The following is a 26,855-nucleotide window of genomic DNA, read 5'->3' as shown; positions in this document are numbered from 1 at the left end:
ATGGCGGTCGATGCTTTGCGATGCAGTTGCTGCCAAGTTTCAACTCCCTCGCCTGGTGAAGTGGCGCGCCGGCTTCGGTCGTAGCAGCGACGGAGCAGTGGTCGCCGGCGCGCCTGCCGCCGGATGATCCGGTGGCAGAGGGACCCGAAGGTCCTCAAGAGACGGCGCCAGGTGTCGGCGCCGTCGGTGGTTCACTCCGCATCCATCAGGCGGTTCGCGATGCGCTCCGCCTCGAGCGCGTCGATGACGGTGGTGATGGACATCCGGAAGCGCCGCAACTCAGCTGCGGATGCGGTGAGGCTTGCGGCACGTTCGTCGCGCCAGATTGTCGTCCAGCCGCCGCGGGAGTGGCCGTCGTCTGCCTCCCATCCGGTGCGGGTGCCGGCTTCTGCTTCCTGCTCCAACTGGGCGATCAGCGCGTCGAGGTCGTGCAGTGTCTCGGAGGCGAAGATCCGGCTCGGGATGAGCCGCCGGGCGACATGCTCGGCGGCGCTGCGCCTCGCCGGCGGCAGGTGCGGAACCACCTCGTCCAGGAGCATCGCACGGATGGTGCGGGACTGGCCGAGGACTGCTTCGACACGGCTGGTGAAGCGGGTGGCAGGTGTCATGTCGGTCATCAGGATGCCTTCCCGCTCCTGACGGCCTGCCGCTTCGTGCGGCGGATTTCCACGACGAGGGGCCGCGGTGCGCTCGGCTGGCGGCTGACGGACCGGCGACGGGAGGCGCGCCGGTCGGCGGCGATGTCGCGCTCCGCATGGAGGCGGGCGCGGATGGCCTGCATCCGCTCCCGGGTTTCTCCGGTGAGGCGGCCGAGGACCGGTGCCGCGGTCATCGCGGAGCAGGCGAAGCCGGCGCTTTCGAGCGGCACCAGCAGGCGCCGGGCCGCGACGAAGCGGGTCGGCTTGTGTAGGCCGGCTGAGGCCAGAGCCTCTGGAAAGCTCACGCGGATCTCGTAGCCGCGGTTCGCCCCGCCCGTTGCCGTCGTGCCATAGGCCAGCAGCGCGTAGCGCTGGCCGTTGATGGTCTCGATGTCGAGGACCAGGCAGGGCCTCGCCTTTGGCGTGTCGTCGTCCGTCGCGCAGGGGAAGCGGAACGAGACGACATCGCCAACGGCGATGCAGTCGCGCCAGTCGGGCGTCATCGCGGGCAGCGGGGCAGTGGTGGTGTCGAGCATGGTGTCCTCGGCTCTTGGTGAAGTTGAAACTGACGCGCTCGATCTCCTCACTCTCTCCGGCGGGGATGTTCCGTCGTGCGCGTCACAGGACGCGTGCACGACGGAACAGGCCGCGCCTTGCTCCCTGCCATCCCGTTCCCTCATGTCGTCTCTCCTGCCTGCGCTGATGGGGAGAGCGTCGAGAGGGCGCACCCTCTCGACCCCGCCGGGCAGGCGAGCGGAGATGGGTTCGGGAAGAGGTGCGGAACGATCTTCCCGGGAACGGGAGGGGCTTGGGGAGAGCGTGGAGCGGCCTCTCCGGGCGCCGGGGTCTCGGGGCGTGCAGAACGCCCGAGCCGTCGGAGACGCCGAGGAGGTGCAGGGGGCGTGGCGAGCGGTCCCCTGCGCGGGGGAGTCCAGAGGGGTGAGCGCATCCCTCTGGTCCGGCGGAAGGCCCGGAGAGGGTCAGGGAGAGCGGCGCGTCTCCCGGCCCCGCGCCAGCGGGGCAGGGGGTCTGGGGGCTTGCCCCCGGCGAACGGCAGCCCGAGCACCAAGCCGCCGTCAGGCGGCGACTGCGCGGGCTGCTTAGTGAGTAAGGTCCCTGCGCCTCGATCCTCCACGGCGATTTCCGTCCTCGACAAGATCCTCCGATGTCCTGACCTCACCGCGTCAGGACCCCGCCATGTCAGAACAGCAATTTGCCATCGTCGGCCGCATGGAGGGTCTGTGGCCCCACCAGCTTCCCACCTTCGAGATGCATCGCCATCGGCGCGGCGGCGATTGCGGTCATGTCGACCCCTCCCGCAAGAACAAGCTGCTCCACGGCAGCGAAACTTGGGCCGCCGAGGCAGCTGCCCGGATCGACGAGATCCGCTTTGAGAACTACAACCAGGAGCTTGCCGCGCTCGAGAAGCGCCGGCGCAAGACCGAGCGGCTGAACCGCATCGTCGAGGGGCCGCGCGATCCATGGCGTGCCAGCGAGCACGGCCCGATGCGCGAAATGATCCTGACGGCGAACAAGGACTTCTTCGCCAGCGACCTGAGCAGCTTCTTCGGCGAGGCCGACGGCCTTGAGCAGCAGTTCGAGGAGGTCGCGCTGGCGTGGCTGAAGCAGACCTTCGGCGACGATCTGGTCCACGCCCGCGCTGACCTCGACGAGACCTCCTACCACATCCACGCCGTCATCCTGCCGATCGAGACCGGCAAGGACGGCCGCAGGATGGTCCAGCCGTCGAAGCACGCCGTCATCGCGGATTACGAGCACTTCCAGGACGAGATCGGGAAGGTCTTCGCGCCACTGGGCCTCAAGCGGGGTGAGGAGCGGGCGAAGGCGGGGCGCGCGGCCTATGCGCGCGGCGAGACGCCGCCGCCGCCGCGTCGTCATGTCCGCCCGAAGAAATGGCGGGAGCAGGAAGATCTGCGTCTTGCCGCGGAGCGGGCTGCACTGGAGGCGGCTCAGGCCGAGCAGCAGCGGAAGACGGCGGAAGCGGAGGCGGCGCTAGCCGCGGAGCGCGAGGCGATTGAGGCCGCCGAGATCCGGCGGCAGCAGGCGGCAGCGGCGGCCGTAGCCGCGCTTGAGGCCGCTCAGGCCGAGCAGCAGCGAAAGACGGCGGAGGCCGAGGCTGAGCTTGCCGCAAAGCGCGAGGCGATAAAGACCGCCGAGATCCGGCGGGAGCAGGCGGCAGCGCAAGCCGAAGCCGCGCTTGAGGCTGAGCGACAGCGGTTGGCCGAGCAGGCGGAGGAACAGGACGCTATCCTTGCCGCCGTCGAAGCCCTTGGCACCGGCCAAATCGACCCGACGCAGGACACTGTGACGCTGGCGCCTGCCGCGCCCGAGAGTGCGGAGGCGACGGAGGTCGAGACGCGCATCGCCCGCTCGCCGCGCGGCTGGAACAGGTTCCTAGCCGCGCTGACGCCGGGCTGGCAGCGCCTGCGGCAGGCGGCGCGGGAGGAGGCTGACGCTGCCCTGGCGCTGGAGAAGGCGCGGGTCGCCCGCGAGCATTCCGAAATTGACGGCGCGTGGCAGGACCTCGCGCAGATGGCCCGGGAGTTCAGGATCGACACCGGCCCGTTCAAAACTGCCAAGGAGCAGGTGCGGAAGGTGCTTGCCCGGTGGCGCATCATGAAGGCGCGCGACGCCAAGCGCAGCGGGAAGAACCAAGGCGAGTAACCGTCTCCGCTCGGCGTCACGAACTGTTCCCCTGCCACGCAGGCTGAGCTAGACCCCACGCAAAAAGCACGGGGGACAGGATGCCGACATTGCAGTGGCTGACGGGCGACGCGGATCGGCGGGCGGCGGCGCGGGTGCCGTTCCGGCTGCTGACCGAGCAGCCGAACCTCTCCTATGGCGAGGGCGATGACGGCCTTCTGGTTCAGGGCGATAATCTGGAGGCGCTGAAGGCGCTGCTGCCGTTTTATGCTGGCCGGGTGAAGTGCATCTATATCGACCCACCGTATAATACCCGCTCGGCCTTCGAGCATTACGACGACAATCTGGAACATGCACAATGGCTGGGAATGATCGTGCCCCGGCTGATGCTGCTGCGCGAATTCCTGTCCGAAGAAGGCAGCATCTGGGTCAGCATCGACGACAATGAGGGGCATTACCTCAAGGTCGTTATGGACGAGGTGTTCGGGCGAAGGAACTTTATCGACACCATAACTTGGCAAATGATTTACACGCGCAAGAATTCAGCGCACTACTTCACAGGTCAGACCGAGTTCATTCTGCCCTATGCGAAAAACAAGAATTCCATGCTGTTTAATGTGCTCCCGCGTGGAGAGGAGCAGAACAAGAACTTTAAGAATCCAGACAATGACCCGAGAGGGCGTTGGATCGATAGTGCGGTCCATGCCCGCAATTTTTACAGCAAAGGAAATTACGAGGTAGTTTCTCCCTCTGGTAAGAAGTTCACCCCTCCGCAGGGGCGCTACTGGAGTGTTTCGGAGGAGAATTTTCGGCGGCTAGATAGTGAGTCTCGTATTTGGTGGGGGCCTCGGGGGTCCAACGCCCCTCGGAAGAAAACCTTTTTAGATGAAGTTAAGCAGGGAGTGGTTCCAGGAAATCTTTGGACATACTCAGATGTGGGGCATAACGCACAAGCCAAGGATGAAGCAAAAAGGCTTTTTTCGGAAGGCGAAATTTTTATTACACCAAAGCCTGAACGGCTTATCCAACGCATCCTCCACATTGCCACCAATCCTGGCGACCTCGTGCTCGACAGCTTCCTCGGCTCCGGCACCACGGCGGCCGTGGCCCACAAGATGGGCCGACGCTGGATCGGTGTCGAGATGGGCGATCATGCCCGCACCCACTGTGCCACCCGCCTGACGAAGGTGATCGACGGCGAGCAGGGCGGCATCAGCAAGGATGTCGGCTGGCAGGGCGGCGGCGGGTTCCGCTTCGTGACGCTCGGCCCGCGCGTCTATGACGAGAACGGCGTGATCGCGCCCGAGGTCCGCTTTGCCGACCTTGCCCGGCATGTCTGGTTCACCGAGACCCGCCGACCGCTGGAGAACATGCCCGACACGCCGCTCCTGGGCATCATCAGCCCGCCGCCGCCGGTAACGGAGGACCCCGAGGCCGAGGCGCCTCCGCCCGCGCCCGACCGGGCGGTGGCGCTGCTCTTCAACGGCATCCTGAAGGACCGCAGTTCGCAGGGCGGGAACGTCCTGACCCGGGCGACGCTTGCGCTGATCCGAGAGCACCTGCCGCAGGGCTTCGCCGGCACATTGACCGTCTACGCCACCGCATGTCGCCTGTCGCCGGCGACGCTGAAGGCGCAGGGCGTGCAGTTCCGCCAGACGCCCTATGACCTGAACGCGGGAGGCCTGTGATGGAGCTGAAGATCTATCAGCAGGCGGTGCTGGATGCGCTGGAGCGGTTTCTGACCCGCAGCCGGGCCACCGCCGGTCCCGCCGAGGCCTTTGCCCGCGAGGTTGCGCTCCAGGAGCGCGAGGCGCGGATGCTCGGCACGCCGCTGCCGGCGCGAAGGCCGTATCAGGCACTGGAGGGGTTGCCGGAGGTGCCCTATGTATGCCTGCGCCTGCGCACGGGGGGCGGCAAGACGCTGCTGGCTGCCGAGACGGTGCGGCTCTGGTCGGAGGTCGCCGTGCGCCCGCAGCCGCTGGTCCTGTGGTTCGTCTCCTCGACGCAGATCAAGGACCAGACGCTGGACGCGCTTGCTGACCGCACCCACGCCTATCGCCGGCGGCTGGATGCTGCCTTCGGCGGGCGGGTTCGGGTCTTCGACATCGAGGCCTTCGACATCCTGACCCCGGCGGATCTGGCGCAGAATGCCTGCGTCATCGTCTCGACGATCCAGGCGTTCCGGGTCGGCAACACCTCGGGCCGCCGGGTCTACTCCCATCACGAGGCACTGGAGCCGTTCTTCGCGACGCTGCCGACGGACGGGATGGAGCGGGTTTCTGCCGAGGAGGCCGCGGAACATCCGCTGCTGACGGAAGGCGCCGTCAAGTTCAGCCTGGCGAACCTGCTCCATCACCACCGCCCGCTGATGATCGTCGACGAGGCGCATAACGCCGTGACGGGCCTCTCCCGCGACGTTCAGGCGCGCGTCCGTCCCGCGGCCGTGATCGAGTTCACGGCGACGCCCAAGGACCGCAACAACATCCTCTGCAGCGTGACGGCGACCGCGCTGAAGGACGAGCAGATGATCAAGCTGCCGATCCGCCTTCGGCCGCACGGCGATTGGCGGTCGGCGGTCAATGGGGCGCTCAGCACGCAGAAGATGCTGGAGGAGAAGGCAAAGCGCGACAAGGATCACATCCGCCCCGTCGTGCTGTATCAGGCGCAGCGCAAAGGCCGCGAGCCTTCGGTCGAGCAGATCCGCGATTATCTGGTGGAGCGACTCGTCCCGCCGGCCTGGATCAAGATCGCCACCGGCGATCAGCGCGAGCTGGACGGCGTGAACCTCCGCGATCCCGGCGAGCCGACGCGCCATGTCATCACCGTGCAGGCGCTGCGCGAGGGGTGGGACTGCCCCTCGGCCTATGTCCTTTGCGCCACGCAGAAGCTGCGCAGCGCCACGGCGGTCGAGCAGCTGCTCGGCCGGGTGCTGCGGATGCCCTACGCCGAGCGGCGCAAGGACCCGGCGCTGAACATGGCCTATGCCCATGTGTCAGAGCCCGAGTTCAACGAGACGGCCGAGGCGCTGACGGACAAGCTGGTCGGCATGGGCTTTACCGACGACGAGGTGCGCGGCTCGGTCCAGCCAGACGGGCTTGGCGCCAATCAGGGGGTCCTGTTCGACCCGACGCCCGTGCGGCCGCAGCCGGTCTGGCAGGTGCCGGTGGCTGATACTGCCGAGACGCGTGGGGTGCTGAGGGATCTGGCCGAAGCCGGTGTGGAGTGGACGCCCGCACCCGATGGCGGGCTCTCGGCGGGCATCAAGGGTGAGGTGGCGGAAGCCGTCGCCGAGCGGCTGATCGCGCTGGCACCAGAGGCGGATCGCCCTGTCGCTCGCGCTGCGCTGGTGAAGCACCACGCCAAGGTCGAGCAGCGCCGTTCTCTTGCCGAGGGCGGCGCGGTGATCGACGTCCCGTTGCTGTTTGCCGAAGTCGGTGGTGAGCTCCTGCCGGCCGACACCGACAGCCTGATGGAGCTGTCGGACTGGACGCTCAGCGAAGCCTCCGCCTGCCTGGAGGAGGCTGACTTGAGCTTCCACCGCGCCGACGAGGTGATGCAGATCGACCTCGACGGCGAAAAGCTGGTCTACTCGCGGATGACGGTGACGCAGCCGCGACTGTCTGGTCTGGGCGCGGTCGACGACGACCACTTGGCCGCAACGCTGATCCAGTGGCTCGAACGCGCTTGCCGCGCGCCGGACCTGCCGCAGGATCAACTGCGCGGCTGGCTCAGCGCAGCGGTGGCATATCTTCGGTCGCGGCGCGGCATGTCGGTGCAGACGCTGGTGGAGTGGCAGGACGCCCTCTCGGCGAAGCTGCGGCAGCGGATCGCGGAGCAGCGAGAGGCGGCGCGCCGGCAGGTGCGCCAGGCGGCTCTCCTCGACGAAGGTGCGGCACCGAAGGTTGTGTTTGATCCCATGGTTTGATGGTGCAATCCTTTCGCAGGAATGGAAGGAAGCATTATGGGACAAGTTCGTCACGGGAGCGCCACGACCACGCACGCTGTCAGAGCTGCAATACAGCGATCGCAAGCTTCGCTCGCGCAGCTGAGCCGGGAGCTCGGCATCAACCCAAAGACTGTCGCGAAGTGGCGCAAGCGCGAGACAGTTGAGGACCGTAAGACTGGGCCGAAGGAGCCACGCTCCACGGTCTTGAGTGAGGCCGAGGAAGCAACAATCGTCGCGTTTCGGCGCCATACGCTGCTGCCGTTGGACGACTGCCTCTACGCTCTTCAGCCCTCTATCCCACATCTGACGCGCTCGGCGCTGCACCGATGCCTGCAGCGGAATGGCATTTCGCGACTGCCGGACGTGGGCGGGGACAAGCCCAAGCGTGCGAAGTTCAAGCGCTACCCGATAGGTTTCTTCCATATCGACATCGCCGAGGTGCAGACGGCCGAAGGCAAGCTCTTCCTCTTCGTAGCCATTGATCGCACCAGCAAATTTGCTGTCGTTCAATTGGCGGAAAAGGCCAACAGGAAAACCGCTTGGGAGTTCCTGGAGCACCTTCTGGACGTCGTGCCCTACCGCATCCACACGATCCTGACCGATAATGGCATCCAGTTCGCAGAGCAGCCTCGAAACCGTAACACTCCTTACTCTCGGCAAATGCGGTTCGACATGATTTGCGAGGCAAACGGGATCGAGCATCGGCTGACCAAGCCCAACCACCCGTGGACGAATGGCCAAGTCGAGCGGATGAACAGGACGATCAAGGACGCGACCGTCAAGCGCTACCACTACGACAGCCACAGCCAGCTGCGCACGCACCTCGCCGATTTCATCGCCGCCTACAATTTCGCACGCAGGCTCAAGACGCTGAGCGGTGTCACACCCTACGAATACATCTGCAAGGTCTGGACTTCAGAGCCAGACAGATTCATCGTCAATCCGATCCACCAGATGCCGGGACTGAACACCTAGCTCTAGCATCTTAAACATGCTTTCAGGGAATGTGGCCTGCGTTCCGTCAACGACTTGGCCGCTTTTCTCGGTCGATTCACATAGGGTATTAATTAGCAATCGCTCACTTTGTGCATTCAAATCAGACGTCATTTGGAGGATTGCCTCAAATACAATTTCGACCCTTCCATCTACGATATCCTCCAGCTTGAACTCTATGGATGCTCCATGCTCTTTTAGCTCAGTAGCGGCGTCGCCAAGGTCAGCGACAAGGAACGCGAGGCCGCGAAATCAGCGGCGCCCGCTAAAGGGCCGCTGACCTAGGACGTGATCAAGCCCACCTCGCGGCTGAAGACCGTGCTGCTGCCGCCGGTCTGGACGGGGCACGCGGACTACGTGAACCCGTTCGAGTTCGCGACCGTCATGCGGACCGCTCAAGGCCTGGAATTCGACGTGATGCTGGAGGCGAAAACAAAGGACCTTGCGCTGCAAAGGCTTCGCTCGGACCTGCGCCGCTATGCACCGGAAGTCGCCGAGCGCTTTGCTGTGGTGGAGGATGCTCAAACAAATGAGGACCTGCCGGTCGAGGCCGAAGCCGAGGTTGACCGAGGTCAGCGGTCAGGATGCCGGGTGGAAACGCGTTCCTTCAGGATCTTTTCGATCATGGCGTAAGAGGCCGCGTCGTCGGGGACTCCGGATGCTGGTGAGATCCGCATCCAGAGGGTGCGAACCTGCGCACCTAGGATGCGCACCCCGATTTTTGCCTACAGCTGGAGTGTTTACGCAACAATGCCCACCGCATGGAAAGCTGTTCCGAAAGGACCCAGATGGGGCAGGACCAGGGGACGGGCGCGGGTTCATCTCCCGCGCCTGGCAGCTTTCACTCAGGCGCTTCCACGAGGATTTTTACATGGGATTTCTCGGCCGCCAGCGCCTCGAACCCCTCGGCCACGATGTTATTGAGAGTGATCCGCTTGGTTACCAGCTTTTCCGCCCTGAAATAGCCCTGCGTCATGAGCTCCATCACGGCTGGATACACGTTGCGATATGCGATGGTGCCCTGAAGCAGGCGCTCTTTCAGGACAACCGTGTTAGGCTGGAAGGCGGCATCGGCCTCCCAGATCGAGACGATCAGGGTCTGGCCCTCATGCCGGGTCGCGTCGATGCACTGCGGCAGGACCTGTGGAACGCCCGTCACCTCGAAGGCGACATGCACGCCGCCCGTGGCCTCGCGGATCCGCGCAACGGCATCGGTGGAGGTCGGGTCCGTGGCCGTGGTCGCGCCAAGCTCCAATGCCTTCTGCCGCCGCACCTCTGATGGCTCTACCACATGGATCTGCGCTGCGCCGGCGACGCGCAGTGCCTCGACGACGAGAAGCCCGATTGGCCCGGCTCCGAAGACGGCAGCCGTGTCGCCCGCCCTTATTTTCGACAGCCGCACGGCATGCAGCGCCACGGCGGCGGGCTCGACCAGCGCGCCCTGTTCCATCGACAGGCTGTCCGGCATCTTGTGGACCATGCGCGCCGGCACCACCGAGAAGGCCGCGAAGCCGCCATGGCCGCCTGACAGGCCGACGAAGCCGAGCGAGTCGCAGAGGTTGTATCTGCCGTCCCGGCAGGCGGCGCAGGTGCCGCAGGCGAAGATCGGCTCGATCGCCACCCGGTCGCCGACGACAAGGTCCGCCACGCCCTCGCCGATTTCAGTCACGGTGCCGCAGTATTCATGGCCCATGGTGATCGGCGCCCTGTCATGGCTCAGCGGATGGTCGTGATCGACCGGCACGAAAATCGGGCCCGCGAGGTATTCGTGCAGGTCGCTGCCGCAGATGCCGGTCCAGGCCACCTTGACCTTGACCTCGCCCGCTCCCGGGCGTGGCTCTCCGACGTCCTCGACGCGGATGTCCTTCACGCCATGCCAACGTGCTGCTTTCATCGTCGTTCTCCAATGTTCTGCTGGGATGCTCCCGGCCTCTGAACCGGCCGGGCGCGGATGCATCACGACAGGTGATGCACCTGCTGCAAGCCGTAGACGGGGGTCTCCAGACCCTCCATACGGGCCTTGAGCTGAAGCGCCAGATAGAGCGAGTAGTGCCGCGACTGGTGCAGGTTGCCGCCGTGGAACCACAGGTTCTCCTGCTGCGTGGGTTTCCACATGTTGCGCTGCTCGCCCTCCCACGGGCCGGGGTCCTTGGTGGTGTCCGAGCCGAGGCCCCAGACCTTGCCGACTTTGTCCGCGACCTCCTGGCTGATGAGATCGGCCGCCCAACCGTTCATGCTGCCATAGCCGGTGGCCATGACGACCAGATCCGCCGGCAGCCGCGTGCCGTCCGACAGCACGACCGCATCCTCCTCGAAATGGTCAACCTGTCCCTTCACCAGCTTCACCTCGCCGTCGATGATCAGCTGACTGGCGCCCACGTCGATATAGTAGCCCGAGCCGCGCCGCAGGTATTTCATGAACAGGCCCGAGCCGTCATCGCCCCAGTCCAGCTCGAACCCGGCTTTCTCGAGCCCGGCATAGAAGTCGGCGTCGCGCTCGCGCATTTTGTCGTAGAGCGGGATCTGGAACTCGTGCATGATCCGGTAGGGCAGCGAGGCGAAGATCATGTCGGCCTTCTCGGTCGTCACCCCGTTCGCCACCGCCTCCTCGGAATAAAGCGCGCCCAGCCCGATCTCCATCAGGCTGTCCGACCGGACGATGTGAGTCGAGGACCGCTGCACCATGGTCACGTCGGCATCCGCCTCCCACAACGCCGCGCAAATGTCGTGGGCCGAATTGTTGGAGCCGATGACGACCACCTTCTTGCCGTTCCAGGCGTCGGGGCCGTCGTGCTGCGAGGAATGCTGGATCGTGCCCTTGAAGTTGTCCATGCCGGGAATGCGCGGCATGTTCGGCTTGCCCGACATCCCCGTGGCCAGCACCAATTGGGTGGGCCGCAGCGTCACCTGCTCGCCGTCGCGGTTGACCTGGACCGTCCACGTGCCTGAGGTCTCGTCAAAACGCGCCGACTGCACCTCGGACCGGGTCCAGTAGTTGATCTCCATGACCTTGGTGTACATCTCCAGCCAGTCGCCCACCTTGTCCTTGGGCGTGAAGACCGGCCAGTTGTCGGGGAACTTGATGTAGGGCAGGTGGTCGTACCAGATCGGGTCGTGAAGGCAGAGCGACTTGTAACGGCTGCGCCACTGATCGCCGGGCCGGTCGTGCTTGTCGAGCACGATGGTCGGCACCCCAAGCTGCCGCAGCCGCGCCCCAAGCGCGATGCCGCCCTGGCCCCCGCCCACGATCACGGTATAGGGCTGGCTGTCATAGCCAAGCCGGGCGTCGGCCTCGCGGCTCTCCTTCCATGTGGTGCGGTTCTTTCTGGCGCCGTGCTCGGCACCCATCGGGCGGCGCGTGCCACGGCTCTCCTCGAAGCCCTTCAGCTCCTGCAGGGCCGTCAGAAGCGTCCAGATCCGGTCGTCCTTGAGCCTCATTAGGCCCCAGCCGCGCCCGGCTTTCGTCTCGAAGGTGATCCAGGTGGTGATGACGCCGTCCTCCTCGGCGGGCATTTCCCCGGCCTGGATTTGGAAGTTGCCGGGCGCCGTGTGTTCGAGCTGCTGCGAGAGCATGTCGGCGACGCCCTCGGGGCCTTCCACGGTCTTCAGGTTCCATGTCAGCGCTACGAGATCGCGCCAGTAACTGTCGGCCGCGAACAGCGCCTTGACGCCGTCCACGTCCCCCGCCGCCAGCGCGGCGTTCAGCGTGTCCAGCACCTCCTGCGTGCGGGTGGTCACCGTTGAGTCAAGCATTACGTCTCCTCCTCTGCTGGGGAGGAGTATCGCGGGGGGCGCGGTCGCCCATCTACCGAAAGCTGCGTGCTGGGGGCCGATAATCCTCCGCCGCGCCGCGGCATGTTGCAGACGCAACGGCGTGCAACGCGCTAGACGGGCGACTGCAACCCCGCCCGGCGCAGGCGGCGCAGGATCGTGGAGCGGTTCACCCCGAGACGCCGCGCAGCGAAAGACATGTTCCATCCGCAGGCTTCCATGACTTGCTCGAGCGATTCCTCGACGGCGGGCGCGTCGCCGGCGTCGACGGGCGCCGGCAGGTCGGGCAGGTCGATCACCCGCCCCTCGCAGAGGGCGATCGCGACGTCCAGCACCTGCTCCAGCTCGCGCAGGTTCCCGGGCCACTGGCGGCCCAGCAGCGCCGCGCGAGCCGAGGGTGACAGGCGCATGTCGTCGGGCGCACGTCGCCGCAGCATCCGGTCCAGAAGTGCGCCCATATCCTGCCTCTGGCGCAGCGGCGGCAAGCTCAGCGTCGCGCCGACAAGGCGGTGGAACAGCGGGCGAGGCAGGCCGAGGGCACCCGGGGCGACGCAGCTGGTCGAGAGGGGTCTGAGGGACGCGTGGCTGTCCAGAAGCGCCGCGAGCGCGCCAGCCGTGTCCTCTGGCAGGTCCTCGATACGGCGGAGCACCAGTGTCGCCGGGCCGTTCACTCCAGCGCAAGTCTGTTGCAACGCAGCGGGTGACAATCCGGCGCAGTCGAGGCTCAGGAAGCCGCTAGCGGTTCCGACCATATGCATGGTTCGCGCCAGCTTTGCCTTGCCGGTACCTGTTTCACCGGAGATCAGCAGTGGCACACCAGTCCGCGCCAGCTTCGCCGCCCGCGCAAGAACCTGCTCCATCGCCGGATCGTCGCCGGCAAGGCCGGCCAGCGGGCCGCCCTGCCGGCTGCTGCGCAGTGCAGTCCGCGGCGCCTGCGGTGCAATAGCATGCCCGAAAAGCGCCCCGCCGTCCCTCAACTCGATGATGCGGTCTTCGGTCGGGCGATCCCGCATCAGGTCCGGCAGGTCGTCGATCGTCAGCCCAAGAACTTCATCGATGCGCCGACCAAGGATGTTGCCTTCCTCCATGAAAAGCCGCCGCGCACCGCGTGTGTAGCCAAGAACCCGCCCCGAGCCATCTAACCGAACCGCCGCCTCGGGATCGACATCGAGAAACTCCGGGCTGTCCGACAGTCGCAGCACCCAGTCCCGGCGGCTTTCGGCCATGAGGTTTGCCATCTCGACCCGCCGCGCCGCGTTGGTGACGAGGCTCATTGCAAGGTTCTGGCTGCGCTTCGGCGTCGGCGAGCGGAGCAGCGAGATGTCCAGCACAGCCGCCAAGCTACCAAGACTGTCGAAGATCGGGGCGGCTGTACAACTGAGAGAGACATGCGCGCTTCCGAAGTGGTCGTCCTGATGGATGGTCACCGGCTCCTGCGTCACAATGCAGGCGCCCACGCCGCAGGTGCCTGCAAGTTCCTCGGACCAATTTGATCCGAGATAGAGCCCGGCGCCGCGCAGGTCGTTCACGAAGAGGTCGTCGCCGAAGAAGTCGACGCAGACGCCCTTCGCATCAGTGAGCAGCAGGACGTAGTTCTGTCCCGCGACCTGCCGGAAAAGGCTCTGCAGGCTCGATCGCGCCGCTCCGATCATCCACTCCGCCTGCTTGCGGTGATCGCGCAGCTCCGCATCGGTAACGATATGGGCAGGTTCGTTTCGCGCCGGATCCATTCCATAAATTTCGACACAACGACGCCAGGATGCCGACACGAAACTGTCTCGCCCGGTCTGGGTGCCATCGAGCACCTGCTCGATCTCCTTGACGTGCTGCCGATCGGTCATTCCGCCCTCCCGAAGCGCAAGTTGAACCGAAACTTCACGCTAGCATGGTGAAGGCCCTTCAGCAGACCAGACTTTTGTCCTGTTCTTGGTGCCGGAAGCCCTTTTTTACAGAGCCAGTGGCTTTTGAGCTTACATGCCCACATCAGTCCCGTTTGGAGGTACGCACCTGCGCACCTAGGGTGCGGTGTGAATCCCTTTTGTCAACAGAGCCTAAGAAAAATGGAGCAAGCAATGAAGCAATGACGCTCGGTAAATCTGCGGCCGATAGATCGCCTGATCAGTGCCGGTCGCGCAGCGCGACATCTTGGTCGGGCGGCGGCGACAGGCGGGTCTTGGGCACCCCGATCCGCTGCGCGCCATAGATCGACCCGTGCCCCGAGGCCGCATAGGCCAGCACGCAGCCGATCGCCATGGGCACGGCATGGGTCGCGCCGAACAGCTCGACCCCCATCACGATGCAGGCCAGCGGCGTGTTCGTGGCGCCCGCGAAGACCGCCACGAACCCCACCGCCGCCATCAGGTCCGGCGGCACCCCCATCAGCGACCCCAAGGCCACCCCCAGCCCGGCGCCGATGAAGAAGAGCGGCGTCACCTCGCCCCCCTTGAAGCCCGCCGACAGGGTGATGACGGTAAAGACGAATTTCCAGAACCAGCTGACATAATCGACATGGCCCTGGAAGAAAGTCACCAGCGAGGGGTCGCCCGGATCTGCGCTCCAGACGCCCAGGCCCAGATAGGCGCGCGTGTCCAGCGCCCAGACCAGCGCGATCAGGATCAGCGATGCCAGCACCGGCCGCAGCGGCGCATAGGGGACGTATCGGCCCCAGAAACGCTGCGCCCGGTGCGAGGCATCGGCAAAGGCCCGCGCCACCAGCCCGAAGATCACCCCCGCCACCGCGATCTTGGCATAGAGCAGGATGTCCACCCCGAACCAGCCCGCCGGATCGGTGGGGATGAAGCTGATCTGGTAATGCACATGCGGCACGCCCCAAGCGATCACCGTCCAGTCGCCGACCAGCGCCGCCAGCATCGCGGGCAGCAGGGCGTCGTGGCGGATGCGGCCGATGGCCAGCACCTCCAGGGCGAAGATCGCCCCCGCCAGGGGGGTGCCGAAGACCGCGCCGAAACCCGCGGCGACCCCCGCCATCAGCAGCAGCCGCGTGGTGTCGGCATCCAGCCGCATCCGCCGGCCCATGCCGCCGGCCAAGGCACCGCCGATCTGGACGGCGGTCCCCTCGCGCCCGGCCGATCCGCCGACCAGATGGGTGACCACCGTCGCGATCAGGATGAAGGGCGCCATGCGCAGCGGCACGCCCGCGCCGGGGCGGTGGATCTCGTCCAGGATCAGGTCGTTGCCGCCGCCCGCCCGGCCGCCGAAGCGGCCATAGGCCCAGACCATCGCGAACCCCGCCACCGGCATCAGCCAGATCAGCCAGGGCTGGTCGAACCGGGTGCGCGTCGCCGCCTCCAGCGCCCAGAGAAACAGCGCCACCACCGATCCCACGGCCATGGCCATGGGGATCACCAGCGCGGCCCAGAAGGCCGTCCGCCGCGCCGCCTGCCAGGGATGGGAAAGGGTCATGGATCGGTTCCTCAGCCTGCCGGGCAAGGCCCATTGCACGATGGGCCCCAAGCCGTTATCACCGGGCGCACCGGCCCCGTAGCTCAACTGGATAGAGCAAGTGACTTCTAATCACTAGGTTGGGCGTTCGAGTCGTCCCGGGGTCGCCAATCCACCGTCACAGCCCGCTATCGGCCAGCACCCGCGCGATGACCGGGGCCAGCCGGTCGGCCCATTCGGCCTGGCCCTCGGGCGTGGCGATCAGGTCGTTGCGCAGCTCGATCAGCATGTTGGGGCGGCCATGGGACAGGGCATGGCGGTCGATGCTGTCGCCCTGCAGATGCCCGTCATAGGGCTGGTTCTCGCCTGTCACCCAGCCCTTGTCCCGGCAGGCCGCGACCATCGCGGGCCCGAGCCGCGCATCCGCATGGGAATAGAGGATACCGACCTGCCACGGCCGGGGCGGGCGGCCGCGCAGCTGGGGCGTGAAGCTGTGGATCGCGCAGATGCAGCGCGCCGGGTGCCGGTCGGCCAGCGCCGCCAAGGCCCGGTGATAGGGGCGGTGCAGCCGCTCCAGCCGCCGTTCGCGTTCCGCCTGATCGGCATGGCGGTTGGCGGGAATGACCGTCCCGTCATAGAGCCGCATCAGCAGCGTCGGGTCATCCTCGCCCCGGTTGGGGTCGATCACCAGGCGCGAGAAATCCGACAGGATCGCCGGGGCGTCCATGCGCCGGGCCAGCCGGTCGGTCAGCCCCGCCGCGCCCACGTCGAAGGCGATGTGGCGCGCCATGTCGCCCGGCGCGATCCCCAGATCGCCGCCCCCCACCCAGTCCGGCACCCGGTTCGTCGCATGGTCGCAGGTGATCAGCCAGCGCGAGGGCCGGTCCGCGCCGAGGATCGTGAAGGGTTGGTCGGTCATCAACGGTTCATCTTTCATGATGCATGATCTCTACGACGAAGACGGCGCGGACGCCAGTTGCCGCCCGGTCCGCTTTGCGGCATAGATAGCGCTAAACCTACGGGACCGAGGGGACGGAAGATGAGACGACATCGCAACGTGAAGATCGTGGCAACCCTGGGGCCCGCCTCCTCCAGCAAGGAGGTGATCCGCGCGCTGTTCGATGCCGGTGCGGATGTCTTTCGCCTGAACATGAGCCATGGCAGCCATGACGACCACCGCGCGCGCTTCGACACGATCCGCGCGATCGAGGCCGAGGTGGGCCGCCCCATCGCGGTGCTGGCCGACCTGCAGGGCCCCAAGCTGCGCGTGGGCCAGTTCACCGCCGGCGCCCATGACCTGGAGGAGGGCGACCGCTTCCGGTTCGATCTGTCCCCCGAGACGGGCGACAGCCACCGCGTCCAGCTGCCCCATCCCGAGATCTTCGCCGCCCTGATCGAGGGGTCGGAGCTGTTGGTCAATGACGGCAAGATCCGCCTGACGGTGGACAAGTGCGGGGCCGATTTCGCCGATTGCATCGTCACCGTGGGCGGCACGATCAGCGACCGCAAGGGCGTGAACGTGCCCGACGTGGTGCTGCCCCTGGCCGCGCTGTCGGACAAGGACCGCGCCGATCTGGAATTCGCCTGCCAGCTGGGCGTCGACTGGCTGGCTTTGTCCTTCGTCCAGCGCGCCGAGGACGTGGAGGAGGCCAAGGCCCTGGCCCAGGGCCGCGCCGCCGTGCTGTCCAAGATCGAGAAACCCGCCGCCGTGCGCGCCTTCGACGAGATCCTGAAGGCCTCCGACGGAATCATGGTCGCGCGCGGCGATCTGGGCGTGGAACTGCCCGTCCATTCCGTCCCGCCGATCCAGAAGCGCCTGGTCCGCCTGTGCCGCAGCGCCGCCAAGCCGGTGATCGTGGCCACCCAGATGCTGGAAAGCATGATCGACAGCCCCATGCCCACCCGGGCCGAGGTCAGCGACGTGGCCAATGCCATCTACGAGGGCGCGGATGCGGTGATGCTGTCGGCCGAAAGCGCGGCGGGCAGCTATCCCATCGACGCGGTGCGCACGATGGACAATGTCGCCCGATCGGTCGAGGCGGATCCGAACTATCGCTCCATCATCGAGGCCGCGCGCAAGGCCAGCCTGTCATCGGTGCCCGACGCGATCGTGACCGCCGCGCGCGAGATCGCCGAGACGACCGACGTGGCCGCGATCTGCGCCTTCAGCCAGTCGGGCAAGACGATCAGCCTGATCGCCCGCGAACGCCCGCGCGTGCCGATCCTGGCGCTGAGCCCGATCGAGCCGGTGACCCGCCGCATGTGCCTGACCTGGGGGACGCATTGCGTCATCACCCCGCGCCTGTCGCGCTTCAAGGAGGCGGTGGTCAACGCCACCCGCGCCGCCCGCGATTACGGCTTTGCCGACGAATCGCGCCAGGTGGTGGTGATGGCAGGCGTGCCCTTCAACGTGCCGGGCACCACGAACATCCTGCGCATCGCGCCCTGCGATGACCGCTTGATCTTCGCCACCGACCCGGAATAATCGGCGCTTTCACAGCCTGAAGGGGGCCTGCGATGTCCGATGTTCTTCTGTTGGCGGGGGTTGCCCTGTGCCTGCTGTCGCTGGTGCTGGCGGTGGTGCAGCTGCTGCAGACGCAGCCGCCGCGCGCCGCGGCGCTGGCCTTGGTGGCGGGGATATTCCTGCTGTTCGTGGGGGCCTGGACCAATCCCCAGCCCTTCGGCCCCGATACCATCCCCGCGGCGCTGGATTCCGTGACCGGGGGTGGGCTGCGCCCCTGACGGGGCTTGCCAAGCGACGCGCGCCGTCCTATAGGGCGCGCTTGCCTAACCCGTGCGGCCGGCCCTTCTGGCATTGCCGAGCCGCGCGTTCACTCTGATGAAGGAGATGAAAATGCCGAAGATGAAGACCAAGTCGGCCGCCAAGAAGCGGTTCTCGTTCACGGCCTCGGGCAAGGTGAAATCCGGCCAGGCCGGCAAGCGCCACGGCATGATCAAGCGCACGACCAAGTTCATTCGCGACGCACGCGGCACCACCGTCATGTCCGACGCTGATGCCAAGATCGTCAAGAAATACATGCCCTACAACCGCTGATCCGAGGACTGAAACATGGCACGAGTTAAATCCGGCAAGGTCACCCACGCCCGCCACAAGAAGGTCCTGGATCAAGCCAAGGGCTATTACGGCGCGCGGTCGCGCAACTTCCGCACCGCCACCCAGGCCGTCGACAAGGCGAACCAGTACGCCACCCGCGACCGCAAGAACCGCAAGCGCAACTTCCGCGCCCTGTGGATCCAGCGCATCAACGCCGCCGTCCGCATGGTCGATGCCGAGATGACCTATTCGCGGTTCATCAACCTGCTGGCGAAGGCCGGGATCGAGGTCGACCGCAAGGTTCTGGCCGACCTGGCCGTGAACGAGCCCGACGCCTTTGGCGCGATCGTCGAAAAGGCCAAGGCCGCCGCCTGATCCGAGGGCCGCGACCGCAGCGACAGGGCCCGCCCCCCGACCCGGGGGCGGGCCTTTCGCATGGCGGGAACCCCCGTCACCCCGCGCCGTTGTCCCCTGCAATCACCAGGAGAATGCAGCATGGATGACGACCGGGTCTGGAAATTCGAGGATGCGCTGTGGCGGGCCAGCGAGGACCGCTATCACGACCGCGTGGACGACGAATGCGTCATGGCGCTGCCGCATGCGCCGCATGTGCTGCAGGGGCAGGGCGCCATCGACGCGGTGTCCGGCACCCCGGAATGGGACGAGGTCTCCTTCGACGACCGCACCATCTCGCGCCCGCAGGAGGGGCTGATCGTCGTGGGATACACCGTCCGCGCCCGCAAGGACGGCACCGAATTCGCCGCCGCCTGCTCCTCGACCTATCTGCGCAAGGGGCACGAGGACTGGACCGTGATCCAGCATGCCCAGGTGCCGCTGCACGAGGCCAAGGGCTGAGCCGCGACAAGGGCGCGCAGGGGCGGCGGTTGATCCGCGGCCCCCGCGCGCCCAGATTGACGGGAACCGCGCGAAAGGGGACGTGATGTTCGATCTGCCCGCTGCCGATCCCGCCAAGGTGCCGCTGGCCACCCGGCCCCTTGGCCTGTGGGGCACGGCCATGACGGCGCGGCGCAACGTGCTGGAACTGATCCCCGCCATCGCCACCCGCCAGCCCATCGTGTCGGGCAAGACAGGGCTGCGCTGGCACATGGTCATGGACCCGGAGAGCCTGCGCCGCATCCTCAAGGAAAAGGTCGAGGATTATCCCAAATCGACCACCACCAAGCTGATCCTGAACCCCGCCATCGGCGACAGCCTGTTCGTGGCCGAGGGCGCGCATTGGCGCTGGCAGCGCCGCGCAGCCGCCCCCGCCTTTGCCCAACGCCATGTCGAGGCCTTGGGCCCGGTCATGACCGCCGCCGCCGAGGCATCCTGCCGCCGGCTGGAGGGCGCGACCGGCCCCGTCGATCTGTTCGAGGAGACCGTGGCCGCGACCTTCGAGGTGATCTCGGACGTGACCTTCTCGGGGCAGGGCGGGTTCGACCGGGACGCGGTGCATCATGCCATCGACGCCTATATCGCCCAGACCGCGCGGATCTCGCTGATGGATGTGATGGGGCTGCCCGGATGGCTGCCGCGTCCGGGGCGGCTGTTCGCGGGTCTGGGGCTGAAGCGGATGAAGGGCATCGCGGATCAGGCCATCGCCGAGCGTGCCGGGGCCGCCGAGAAGGACGGCCCGCCGGACCTGCTGGACCTGCTGCTGGACGCCCAGGACCCCGAGACCGGCCGCGCGATGAACCGCGACGAGCTGCGCGACAACCTGCTGACCTTCATCGTGGCGGGGCACGAGACGACGGCGCTGACGCTGGCCTGGGCGCTCTATCTCTGCGCCTTCGATCCCGCCGTGCAGGAGGCCGCCCATGACGAGGCTGCCCGCGCCTTGGGCGACCGCGCCGCCACCGCCGCCGATCTGGGCGCGCTGCCCCTGACCATGCGGATCGTGAACGAGGCGCTGCGCCTCTATCCCCCGGCGGCCTTCCTGTCGCGCACCGCGCAGGCGCCGGACAGGCTCTGCGGGCGCGAGGTTCTGCCGGGCGACACGGTCATGCTGCCCATCTATGCGTTGCATCGCCACCACCTGCTGTGGGACCGGCCCGATGCCTTCGACCCGGGCCGCTTTCTGACTGCGCCGGACCGCTATGCCTTCCTGCCCTTCGGCGCGGGGCCGCGCATCTGCATCGGCGCCAGCTTCGCCCTGCAGGAGGCGGTGATCATTCTGGCCACCCTGCTGGCGCGTTTTCGCTTCGAGCGTATTGCGGGCCGCGATCCGCAGCCGCGCATGATCCTGACCCTGCGGCCCCAAGGCGGGGTCTGGCTGAAGGTCCGCCGCCGCTAAGATGCTTGCGCCATCTCACGCGCCTGTTACAGACTGCACCAAATGCAGGCAGCGGAGCGCGCAATGATCGCCGTCATCGATTTTCTTAATAATATCTTCTGGGGCTATGTCCTGATCTAGGCTCCAGACTCATTGAGTTTCACAGCCAGAACAAGACGGTTGCGGCGAGCATGATCGTTGAGAAGAACGTTTCCGGGCAGCGGTCATAACGGGTTGCGACGCGCCTCCAGTCCTTCAGACGTCCGAACATGATTTCGATGCGGTTACGCCTTTTGTAACGCCGCTTGTCGTATTTGACGACCTTCTTGCGGGACCTCCGTCCGGGGATGCAAACCTTTATCCCCTTGTCTTTCAAAGCGTCTCTGAACCAGTCAGCGTCGTAGCCCCTGTCGGCCAGAAGCCACTCAGCCTTCGGCAGGCTGCCCAGCAGCGCCGCCGCGCCGGTGTAATCGCTAACCTGGCCGGCCGACATGAAGAACCCGATCGGCCGCCCCTTCGCATCGGCGACAGCGTGCAACTTGGTGTTCATACCGCCTTTGGTGCGCCCGATCTGGCGCCCGCGCCCCCCTTTTTCACCCCAAGGCTCGAGGCCGTGCGGTGTGCCGTGAGATAGGTCGCGTCATTCATGATCGTCTTGTGCTCGGCGCTCTCGGCGGCAAGGCCGACCATGATCCGGGCAAAAACCCCGCTATCGCTCCAGCGCTTCCAGCGGTTGTAGAGGGTTTTGGCCGGGCCGTATTCCTTCGGCGCGTCACACCACCGCAACCCATTACGATTGATGAAAATTATGCCGCTGAGGACGCGACGATCATCGACCCGGGGCTTGCCAGGCTCTTGGGAAAGAACGGTTTCAGACGCTCCATTTGGGCGTCGCTCAGCCAGTAAAGATTACTCATCGATCAGGTCTCCTTGCGGAGCCTGAATCATGCAAAGACCGTAAGATCAATGGGTCTGGAGCCTAAGGCCTGCTGGCCGTGGGCATCTATTTTACGGCCCGTCTCGGGCTGATCCAGTTTGTCCATTTCCGCGAGATGTGGCGCTGCGTGCGCGGCTCGGGGGAAACCGACCGCGACGGCATCTCGCCGTTCCAAGCGCTGTCCGTGTCGCTGGCCAGCCGCGTGGGCACCGGCAATATCGCGGGCGTCGCGGTGGCGCTGACCCTCGGTGGGCCGGGCGCGATCTTCTGGATGTGGATGGTGGCGCTGGTGGGCATGGCCACGGCCTATGCCGAATCGACGCTGGCGCAGCTTTACAAGGTGCATGGGCCGGACGGGATGTATCGGGGCGGGCCCGCCTATTACATCTCGCGCGGGCTGGGGCTGCCTTGGCTGGCGGGGCTGTTCGCGGTGGCGCTGATCATCAGCTTCGGCCTGGTCTTCAACGCGGTGCAGGCCAATTCCATCGCGCAGGCGGTCGAAGGGGCCTTTGGCATCAATGCGGGCCTGGTGGGTCTGGGCGTCGCGCTGATCGCGGGCGTGGTGATCTTTGGCGGCATCCCGCAGATCGCCAAGGTCGCGCAGCTGATCGTGCCGGTCATGGCGGGGATCTACCTGCTGGTCGCCGTTATCGTTCTGATCATGGATTTCAACGAGGTGCCGGGCATCCTGATGGGCATCATCCGCAGCGCCTTCGGCCTGCAAGAGGCCGTGGGCGGTGTCGCGGGCGGCGTCATGGCCGCGATAATGAACGGCATCCGCCGCGGGTTGTTCTCAAACGAGGCGGGGATGGGGTCGGCCCCCAACATCGCCGCGGTCGCGATCCCGAACCCGCATCACCCATCCAGCCAGGGCTTCGTGCAGGCGCTCGGCGTCTTCATAGACACGATCCTGGTCTGCACCGCGACGGCGGTGGTGATCCTGCTGGCCGACGTGATCCCCACGGACGAGCTGACCGGCGTGAACCTGACCCAGGCCGCGCTCTCCGATCATTTCGGGCCCTTCGGCCATATCTTCATCGCCATCGCGATCTTCTTCTTCGCCTTCACCTCGATAATCGGCAACTATTCCTATGCCGAGAATTCGCTGGTCTTCCTGGGCGCGGGCAAGCCGGGGATCATGGTGCTGCGCTTTGCCGCGATGGGGATGGTGCTGTGGGGGTCGCTGCAGGCGGTCGCCACGGTCTTTGATTTCGCCGATGCCAGCATGGGGCTGATGGCCACGATCAACCTGATCGCCATCGTCGCCCTGTCGGGCACGGTCGCGCATGTGACCCGCGACTATCTGCGCCAGCGCAAGCTGGGCCAGGAGCCGCAGTTCCACATCGCGGACCACCCCGGCATCGCGCCGGGCGTGAAACCCGACATCTGGAAATGACAGGTGCGGGCGCGCGGTCTTTTCCCGCGCGCCCGGCCATGCTAACGCGGGCGCAACGTGAAAGAGGCCCGCGATGGACGACCTGACCCCCCTGCGCCAGCAATGGCTTGACCGCATTTCCGCCGCCGCCGATCCGCAGGCGATCGAGGAGGTCCGCTTGGCCGCCCTTGGCAAGAAGGGCGAGATCAGCCTCAAGATGCGCGAACTGGGCCGCATGTCGCCCGAGGAGCGCCAGACCACCGGCAAGGCGCTGAACCAGATCCGCGACGAGATCGACGCCGCGCTCCGCGCCCGCAAGCTGTCGCTGGAGGATGCGGCGCTGGATGCGCGGCTGCGGGACGAATGGCTGGACGTGACCCTGCCGGGCCGACCGCGCCGTCAGGGGTCCATCCACCCGATCAGCCAGGTCACCGACGAGGTCACCGCGATCTTCGCCGATATGGGCTTTGCCGTCGCCGAAGGGCCGCAGGTCGAATCCGACTGGTACAATTTCGACGCGCTGAACATCGCCCCCGAACATCCCGCGCGGCAGGAACATGACACCTTCTTCATGCACCGCGCGCCGGGCGACAACCGCCCGCCGCATGTGCTGCGCACCCATACCAGCCCCGTCCAGATCCGTGCCATGCAGGACCAGGGCGCGCCCATCCGCGTCATCGCGCCAGGCCGCGTCTATCGCATGGACATGGACCAGACCCACACGCCGATGTTCCACCAGATCGAGGGCCTGGCCATCGACCGCGACATCAGCATGGCGCATCTGAAATGGACGCTGGAGGAATTCTGCCGCGCCTTCTTCGAGGTGCCCTCGGTCGAGCTGCGCTTCCGCGCGTCGCACTTCCCCTTTACCGAGCCTTCGGCCGAGGTGGATATCCGTTGCTCGTGGGAGGGTGGCCAGCTGAAGATCGGCGAAGGCAATTCCTGGCTGGAAATCCTGGGCTCGGGGATGGTGCATCCGCATGTGCTGCGCTCGGGCGGGATCGACCCGGACCACTGGCAGGGCTTTGCTTTCGGCATGGGGATCGACCGCATCGCGATGCTGAAATACGGCATTCCCGACCTGCGCGCCTTCTTCGAATCCGACCTGCGCTGGCTGCGCCATTACGGCTTTGCGGCGGGTGACGTGCCGGGCCTTGCGGGCGGTCTCAGCCGCTGATCGCCGAATATGAAAAAGGGGCCGGGTTTCCCGGCCCTTTTTCGCTGTCTGGACGGTCAGTGGGCGACCGTGCTGCCATGCCCTTCGGTGCCGCGTTGGGCGGCCAGGCGGGCGGCCTCGGCGGCCTCCTCGGCGGCCTCGTCCCATTCGATCGCCTTGGGCTGGCGGGTCAGGGCGTGGCGCAGGACCTCGCGGACATTGGCCACGGGGATGATGGTCAGACCTTCCTTCACGTTGTCGGGAATCTCGGTCAGGTCCTTTTCATTGTCCTGCGGGATCAGCACCGTCTTGATGCCGCCGCGCAGCGCGGCCAGCAGCTTCTCCTTCAGACCGCCGATCGCCAGCACATTGCCGCGCAGCGTGACCTCGCCCGTCATCGCCACATCCTTGCGGACGGGGATGCCGGTCATCACCGACACGACCGAGGTGACCATCGCGATCCCCGCCGACGGCCCGTCCTTGGGCGTCGCGCCCTCGGGGACGTGGACGTGGATGTCACGCTTGTCGAATTCCGGCGGACGGACCCCGATCTCGGGCGAGACCGAGCGCACGAAGCTGGAGGCCGCGTCGATGGATTCCTTCATGACGTCGCCCAGCTTGCCGGTCGTCTTCATCCGCCCCTTGCCGGGCAGCTTCAGCGCCTCGATCTGCAGCAGGTCGCCGCCGACCGAGGTCCAGGCCAGACCGGTCACCACGCCGACCTGATCCTCCTTTTCGGCCAGGCCGTAGCGGTGGCGCCGGACGCCCAGATAGGCCTCGGCCTTCTCCGGGGTGATCTCGACCGAAGTGACGCCGCCCTTCAGAATCTCGGTCACGGCCTTGCGGGCCAGCTTGGCGATCTCGCGTTCCAGCGACCGAACCCCCGCCTCGCGGGTGTAGTAGCGGATGACATGGGTCAGGGCCTCGTCGGTGACGGTGAATTCGCCCTTGCGCAGCCCGTTCGCGGCGATCTGCTTGGGCAGCAGGTGGCCGCGCGCGATCTCGCGCTTCTCATCCTCGGTATAGCCGGACAGGCCGATGATCTCCATCCGGTCCAGCAGCGGGCCCGGCATGTTGTAGCTGTTGGCCGTGGTCACGAACATCACGTTCGACAGATCGTATTCCACCTCCAGATAGTGGTCCACGAAGGTCGCGTTCTGTTCGGGATCCAGAACCTCCAGCATGGCGGATGCCGGATCGCCGCGGAAATCCTGGCCCATCTTGTCGATTTCGTCCAGCAGGATCAGCGGGTTGGTCGTCTTGGCCTTCTTCAGCGCCTGGATGATCTTGCCGGGCATCGACCCGATATAGGTCCGACGGTGGCCGCGGATCTCGGATTCGTCACGCACGCCGCCAAGCGAGATGCGGATGAATTCGCGCCCCGTCGCCTTGGCGATCGACCGGCCGAGCGAGGTCTTGCCCACGCCCGGAGGACCGACCAGCGTCAGGATCGGGCCTTTCAGCTTCTGGCTGCGCGTCTGCACGGCCAGATATTCGACGATGCGTTCCTTGACCTTCTCCAGCCCGAAATGGTCGGCATCGAGGATCGCCTCGGCCCGGCCCAGATCCTTGCGCGTGCGCGACTTGACGCCCCAAGGAAGGGACAGCAGCCAATCCAGATAGTTGCGGCTGACCGTCGCCTCGGCCGACATCGGCGACATCGACTTCAGCTTCTTCAGCTCGGATTCCGCCTTGTCGCGGGCCTCCTTGCTGAACTTGGTCGCGGCGATCTTCTCCTCCAGCTCGACCAGCTCGTTCTGGCCATCCTCGCCGTCGCCCAGCTCCTTCTGGATGGCCTTCATCTGCTCGTTCAGATAGTATTCGCGCTGCGTCTTCTCCATCTGGGTCTTGACGCGGGACTTGATCTTCTTCTCGACCTGCAGGACGGACATCTCGCCCTGCATATGGCCATAGATCTTCTCCAGCCGCGCGGCGACCTCCAGCGTGTCCAGCAGGTCCTGCTTGCGTGCCAGGTCGATCCCCATATGGCCCGAGACCAGGTCGGCCAGCTTTCCGGCCTCGGTCGCGTCGGCGACGGCGGTCACGACCTCCTCGGGGATGTTCTTGCGGACCTTCACATAGCGTTCGAATTCATCGGTGACCGTGCGCACCAGCGCCGTCACCGTGGCCTCGTCGCCCAAGGTCTCGTCCAAGACGCGGGCCTCGGCCAGGAAGTGGTCGTCATGGGGCAGGAATTCGGTGATCTCGACGCGCTCACGCCCCTCGACCAGCACCTTGACGGTGCCGTCGGGCAGCTTCAGCAGCTGCAGCACATTGGCCAGCACGCCGGTGCGGAAGATGCCGTCCTCCTCGGGTTCGTCGACCGAGGCGTCCTTCTGGGCTGCCAGCAGGATGGGGCTGTCCGATTCCATCACCGCCTCCAGCGCGCGGACGGATTTCTCGCGTCCCACGAAGAGCGGCACGATCATGTGCGGGAAGACGACGATATCCCGCAGGGGCAGCACCGGATAGGTGGATGTGGTCAGTTCCGTCATGTTCTTTCCTTTCTGCCCGAAGCCGCGGCCCCGTCATGGCGACGCGCGGCCCCTGCATCGCCCCAATCTAGGTCGGTCAGGGTCCGCGTTCAATATGACGAAAAGAATGCAACATATCCCGATACTCAGAGGGGGGGGGGGACATGTAGGC

Annotated in this window: 21 protein-coding genes, 1 tRNA gene and 1 pseudogene; 14 read left to right on the top strand and 9 right to left on the bottom strand. The window is 66.2% G+C overall.

The window, feature by feature from the left end; genetic code table 11:
• Positions 1–191: 191 nt before the first annotated feature.
• Positions 192–617, bottom strand: coding sequence for a hypothetical protein (locus tag JHW48_RS11800; RefSeq protein ID WP_119885609.1), 426 nt, complete (start codon positions 615–617; stop codon positions 192–194).
• Positions 617–1,174 carry a hypothetical protein gene (locus JHW48_RS11795; protein WP_119885610.1) on the bottom strand — a complete coding sequence of 186 codons (558 nt, stop codon included), beginning with the start codon at positions 1,172–1,174 and terminating at the stop codon, positions 617–619. The genes JHW48_RS11800 and JHW48_RS11795 overlap by 1 nt, the downstream gene beginning before the upstream one ends.
• 661 nt (positions 1,175–1,835) lie before the next feature.
• On the opposite strand from JHW48_RS11795, the gene JHW48_RS11790 reads away from it, so the two are divergent.
• The 5 genes from JHW48_RS11790 to JHW48_RS11770 all read left to right on the top strand — a co-directional run bounded on the left by JHW48_RS11790 (position 1,836) and on the right by JHW48_RS11770 (position 8,874).
• Complete coding sequence (locus JHW48_RS11790; protein ID WP_119885611.1) at positions 1,836–3,323, top strand: plasmid recombination protein; 1,488 nt, start codon at positions 1,836–1,838, stop codon at positions 3,321–3,323.
• Positions 3,324–3,403: 80 nt separating this feature from the next.
• Positions 3,404–4,990 (top strand): site-specific DNA-methyltransferase, encoded by a 1,587-nt coding sequence (locus JHW48_RS11785; protein ID WP_119885612.1) that lies wholly within the window; start codon positions 3,404–3,406, stop codon positions 4,988–4,990.
• On the top strand, positions 4,990–7,227 hold the full coding sequence (locus JHW48_RS11780) for a DEAD/DEAH box helicase (protein ID WP_119885613.1): 2,238 nt from the start codon (positions 4,990–4,992) through the stop codon (positions 7,225–7,227). Before JHW48_RS11785 ends, JHW48_RS11780 begins: the two co-directional genes overlap by 1 nt.
• Positions 7,228–7,263: 36 nt before the next feature.
• Entirely contained in the window at positions 7,264–8,223 is a 960-nt protein-coding gene (locus tag JHW48_RS11775) for an IS481 family transposase (RefSeq protein WP_272835848.1), read from the top strand.
• A gap of 306 nt (positions 8,224–8,529) precedes the next feature.
• Positions 8,530–8,874 (top strand): hypothetical protein, encoded by a 345-nt coding sequence (locus tag JHW48_RS11770; RefSeq protein ID WP_205961935.1) that lies wholly within the window; start codon positions 8,530–8,532, stop codon positions 8,872–8,874.
• 208 nt (positions 8,875–9,082) lie between these two features.
• Here the strand turns inward: JHW48_RS11770 and JHW48_RS11765 are convergent, their stop codons facing one another.
• The 4 genes from JHW48_RS11765 to JHW48_RS11750 form a co-directional block, all read right to left on the bottom strand.
• Positions 9,083–10,111 carry a 2,3-butanediol dehydrogenase gene (locus JHW48_RS11765; RefSeq protein WP_272835602.1) on the bottom strand — a complete coding sequence of 343 codons (1,029 nt, stop codon included), beginning with the start codon at positions 10,109–10,111 and terminating at the stop codon, positions 9,083–9,085.
• Positions 10,112–10,197: 86 nt separating this feature from the next.
• Positions 10,198–11,994 carry an NAD(P)/FAD-dependent oxidoreductase gene (locus tag JHW48_RS11760; protein WP_119886761.1) on the bottom strand — a complete coding sequence of 599 codons (1,797 nt, stop codon included), beginning with the start codon at positions 11,992–11,994 and terminating at the stop codon, positions 10,198–10,200.
• A gap of 131 nt (positions 11,995–12,125) precedes the next feature.
• Positions 12,126–13,853 carry a sigma-54-dependent Fis family transcriptional regulator gene (locus JHW48_RS11755; protein WP_119886762.1) on the bottom strand — a complete coding sequence of 576 codons (1,728 nt, stop codon included), beginning with the start codon at positions 13,851–13,853 and terminating at the stop codon, positions 12,126–12,128.
• 277 nt (positions 13,854–14,130) lie between these two features.
• Positions 14,131–15,435: a voltage-gated chloride channel family protein gene (locus tag JHW48_RS11750; protein ID WP_119886763.1), complete on the bottom strand. Its 1,305-nt coding sequence runs from the start codon at positions 15,433–15,435 to the stop codon at positions 14,131–14,133.
• A 72-nt stretch (positions 15,436–15,507) separates the two neighbouring features.
• Here JHW48_RS11750 and JHW48_RS11745 point away from each other — a divergent pair.
• Positions 15,508–15,584: transfer RNA gene (locus JHW48_RS11745), tRNA-Arg, on the top strand.
• A gap of 8 nt (positions 15,585–15,592) precedes the next feature.
• Here JHW48_RS11745 and JHW48_RS11740 read toward each other — a convergent pair.
• Positions 15,593–16,333: an N-formylglutamate amidohydrolase gene (locus JHW48_RS11740; RefSeq protein ID WP_119886764.1), complete on the bottom strand. Its 741-nt coding sequence runs from the start codon at positions 16,331–16,333 to the stop codon at positions 15,593–15,595.
• Between the two features lie 120 nt (positions 16,334–16,453).
• Here JHW48_RS11740 and pyk point away from each other — a divergent pair, with 120 nt between their 5' ends.
• From pyk to JHW48_RS11710, 6 genes are all read left to right on the top strand, one after another.
• Positions 16,454–17,899: a pyruvate kinase gene (pyk, locus tag JHW48_RS11735; protein WP_119886765.1), complete on the top strand. Its 1,446-nt coding sequence runs from the start codon at positions 16,454–16,456 to the stop codon at positions 17,897–17,899.
• 32 nt (positions 17,900–17,931) lie between these two features.
• Positions 17,932–18,156: a hypothetical protein gene (locus tag JHW48_RS11730; RefSeq protein ID WP_119886766.1), complete on the top strand. Its 225-nt coding sequence runs from the start codon at positions 17,932–17,934 to the stop codon at positions 18,154–18,156.
• A 112-nt stretch (positions 18,157–18,268) separates the two neighbouring features.
• Positions 18,269–18,469 carry a 50S ribosomal protein L35 gene (gene rpmI, locus JHW48_RS11725; protein WP_119886767.1) on the top strand — a complete coding sequence of 67 codons (201 nt, stop codon included), beginning with the start codon at positions 18,269–18,271 and terminating at the stop codon, positions 18,467–18,469.
• Between the two features lie 15 nt (positions 18,470–18,484).
• A complete protein-coding gene (rplT, locus tag JHW48_RS11720) occupies positions 18,485–18,844 on the top strand; it encodes a 50S ribosomal protein L20 (protein WP_119886768.1) in 360 nt (119 codons plus the stop codon).
• Positions 18,845–18,964: 120 nt separating this feature from the next.
• Positions 18,965–19,324: a DUF4440 domain-containing protein gene (locus JHW48_RS11715; protein WP_119886769.1), complete on the top strand. Its 360-nt coding sequence runs from the start codon at positions 18,965–18,967 to the stop codon at positions 19,322–19,324.
• An 85-nt stretch (positions 19,325–19,409) separates the two neighbouring features.
• Positions 19,410–20,762: a cytochrome P450 gene (locus JHW48_RS11710; RefSeq protein ID WP_119886770.1), complete on the top strand. Its 1,353-nt coding sequence runs from the start codon at positions 19,410–19,412 to the stop codon at positions 20,760–20,762.
• A gap of 139 nt (positions 20,763–20,901) precedes the next feature.
• On the opposite strand, the pseudogene JHW48_RS11705 reads toward JHW48_RS11710, so the two are convergent.
• Positions 20,902–21,658, bottom strand: a pseudogene (locus tag JHW48_RS11705) (IS5 family transposase).
• A 78-nt stretch (positions 21,659–21,736) separates the two neighbouring features.
• Between JHW48_RS11705 and JHW48_RS11700 the strand changes: the two are divergent.
• Together JHW48_RS11700 and pheS are read left to right on the top strand one after the other, a co-directional pair.
• Positions 21,737–23,074: an alanine/glycine:cation symporter family protein gene (locus JHW48_RS11700; RefSeq protein WP_240637888.1), complete on the top strand. Its 1,338-nt coding sequence runs from the start codon at positions 21,737–21,739 to the stop codon at positions 23,072–23,074.
• A gap of 73 nt (positions 23,075–23,147) precedes the next feature.
• Positions 23,148–24,230, top strand: coding sequence for a phenylalanine--tRNA ligase subunit alpha (gene pheS, locus JHW48_RS11695; RefSeq protein ID WP_119886772.1), 1,083 nt, complete (start codon positions 23,148–23,150; stop codon positions 24,228–24,230).
• Between the two features lie 56 nt (positions 24,231–24,286).
• Here the strand turns inward: pheS and lon are convergent, their stop codons facing one another.
• Complete coding sequence (gene lon, locus JHW48_RS11690; protein ID WP_119886773.1) at positions 24,287–26,704, bottom strand: endopeptidase La; 2,418 nt, start codon at positions 26,702–26,704, stop codon at positions 24,287–24,289.
• Positions 26,705–26,855: the final 151 nt, after the last annotated feature.

The sequence above is a fragment of the Paracoccus aestuarii genome (genome assembly GCF_028553885.1).
In the GTDB taxonomy this organism is placed as follows: Bacteria; Pseudomonadota; Alphaproteobacteria; order Rhodobacterales; family Rhodobacteraceae; genus Paracoccus; species Paracoccus aestuarii.
This window is presented reverse-complemented; position numbering and strand designations above follow the sequence as displayed.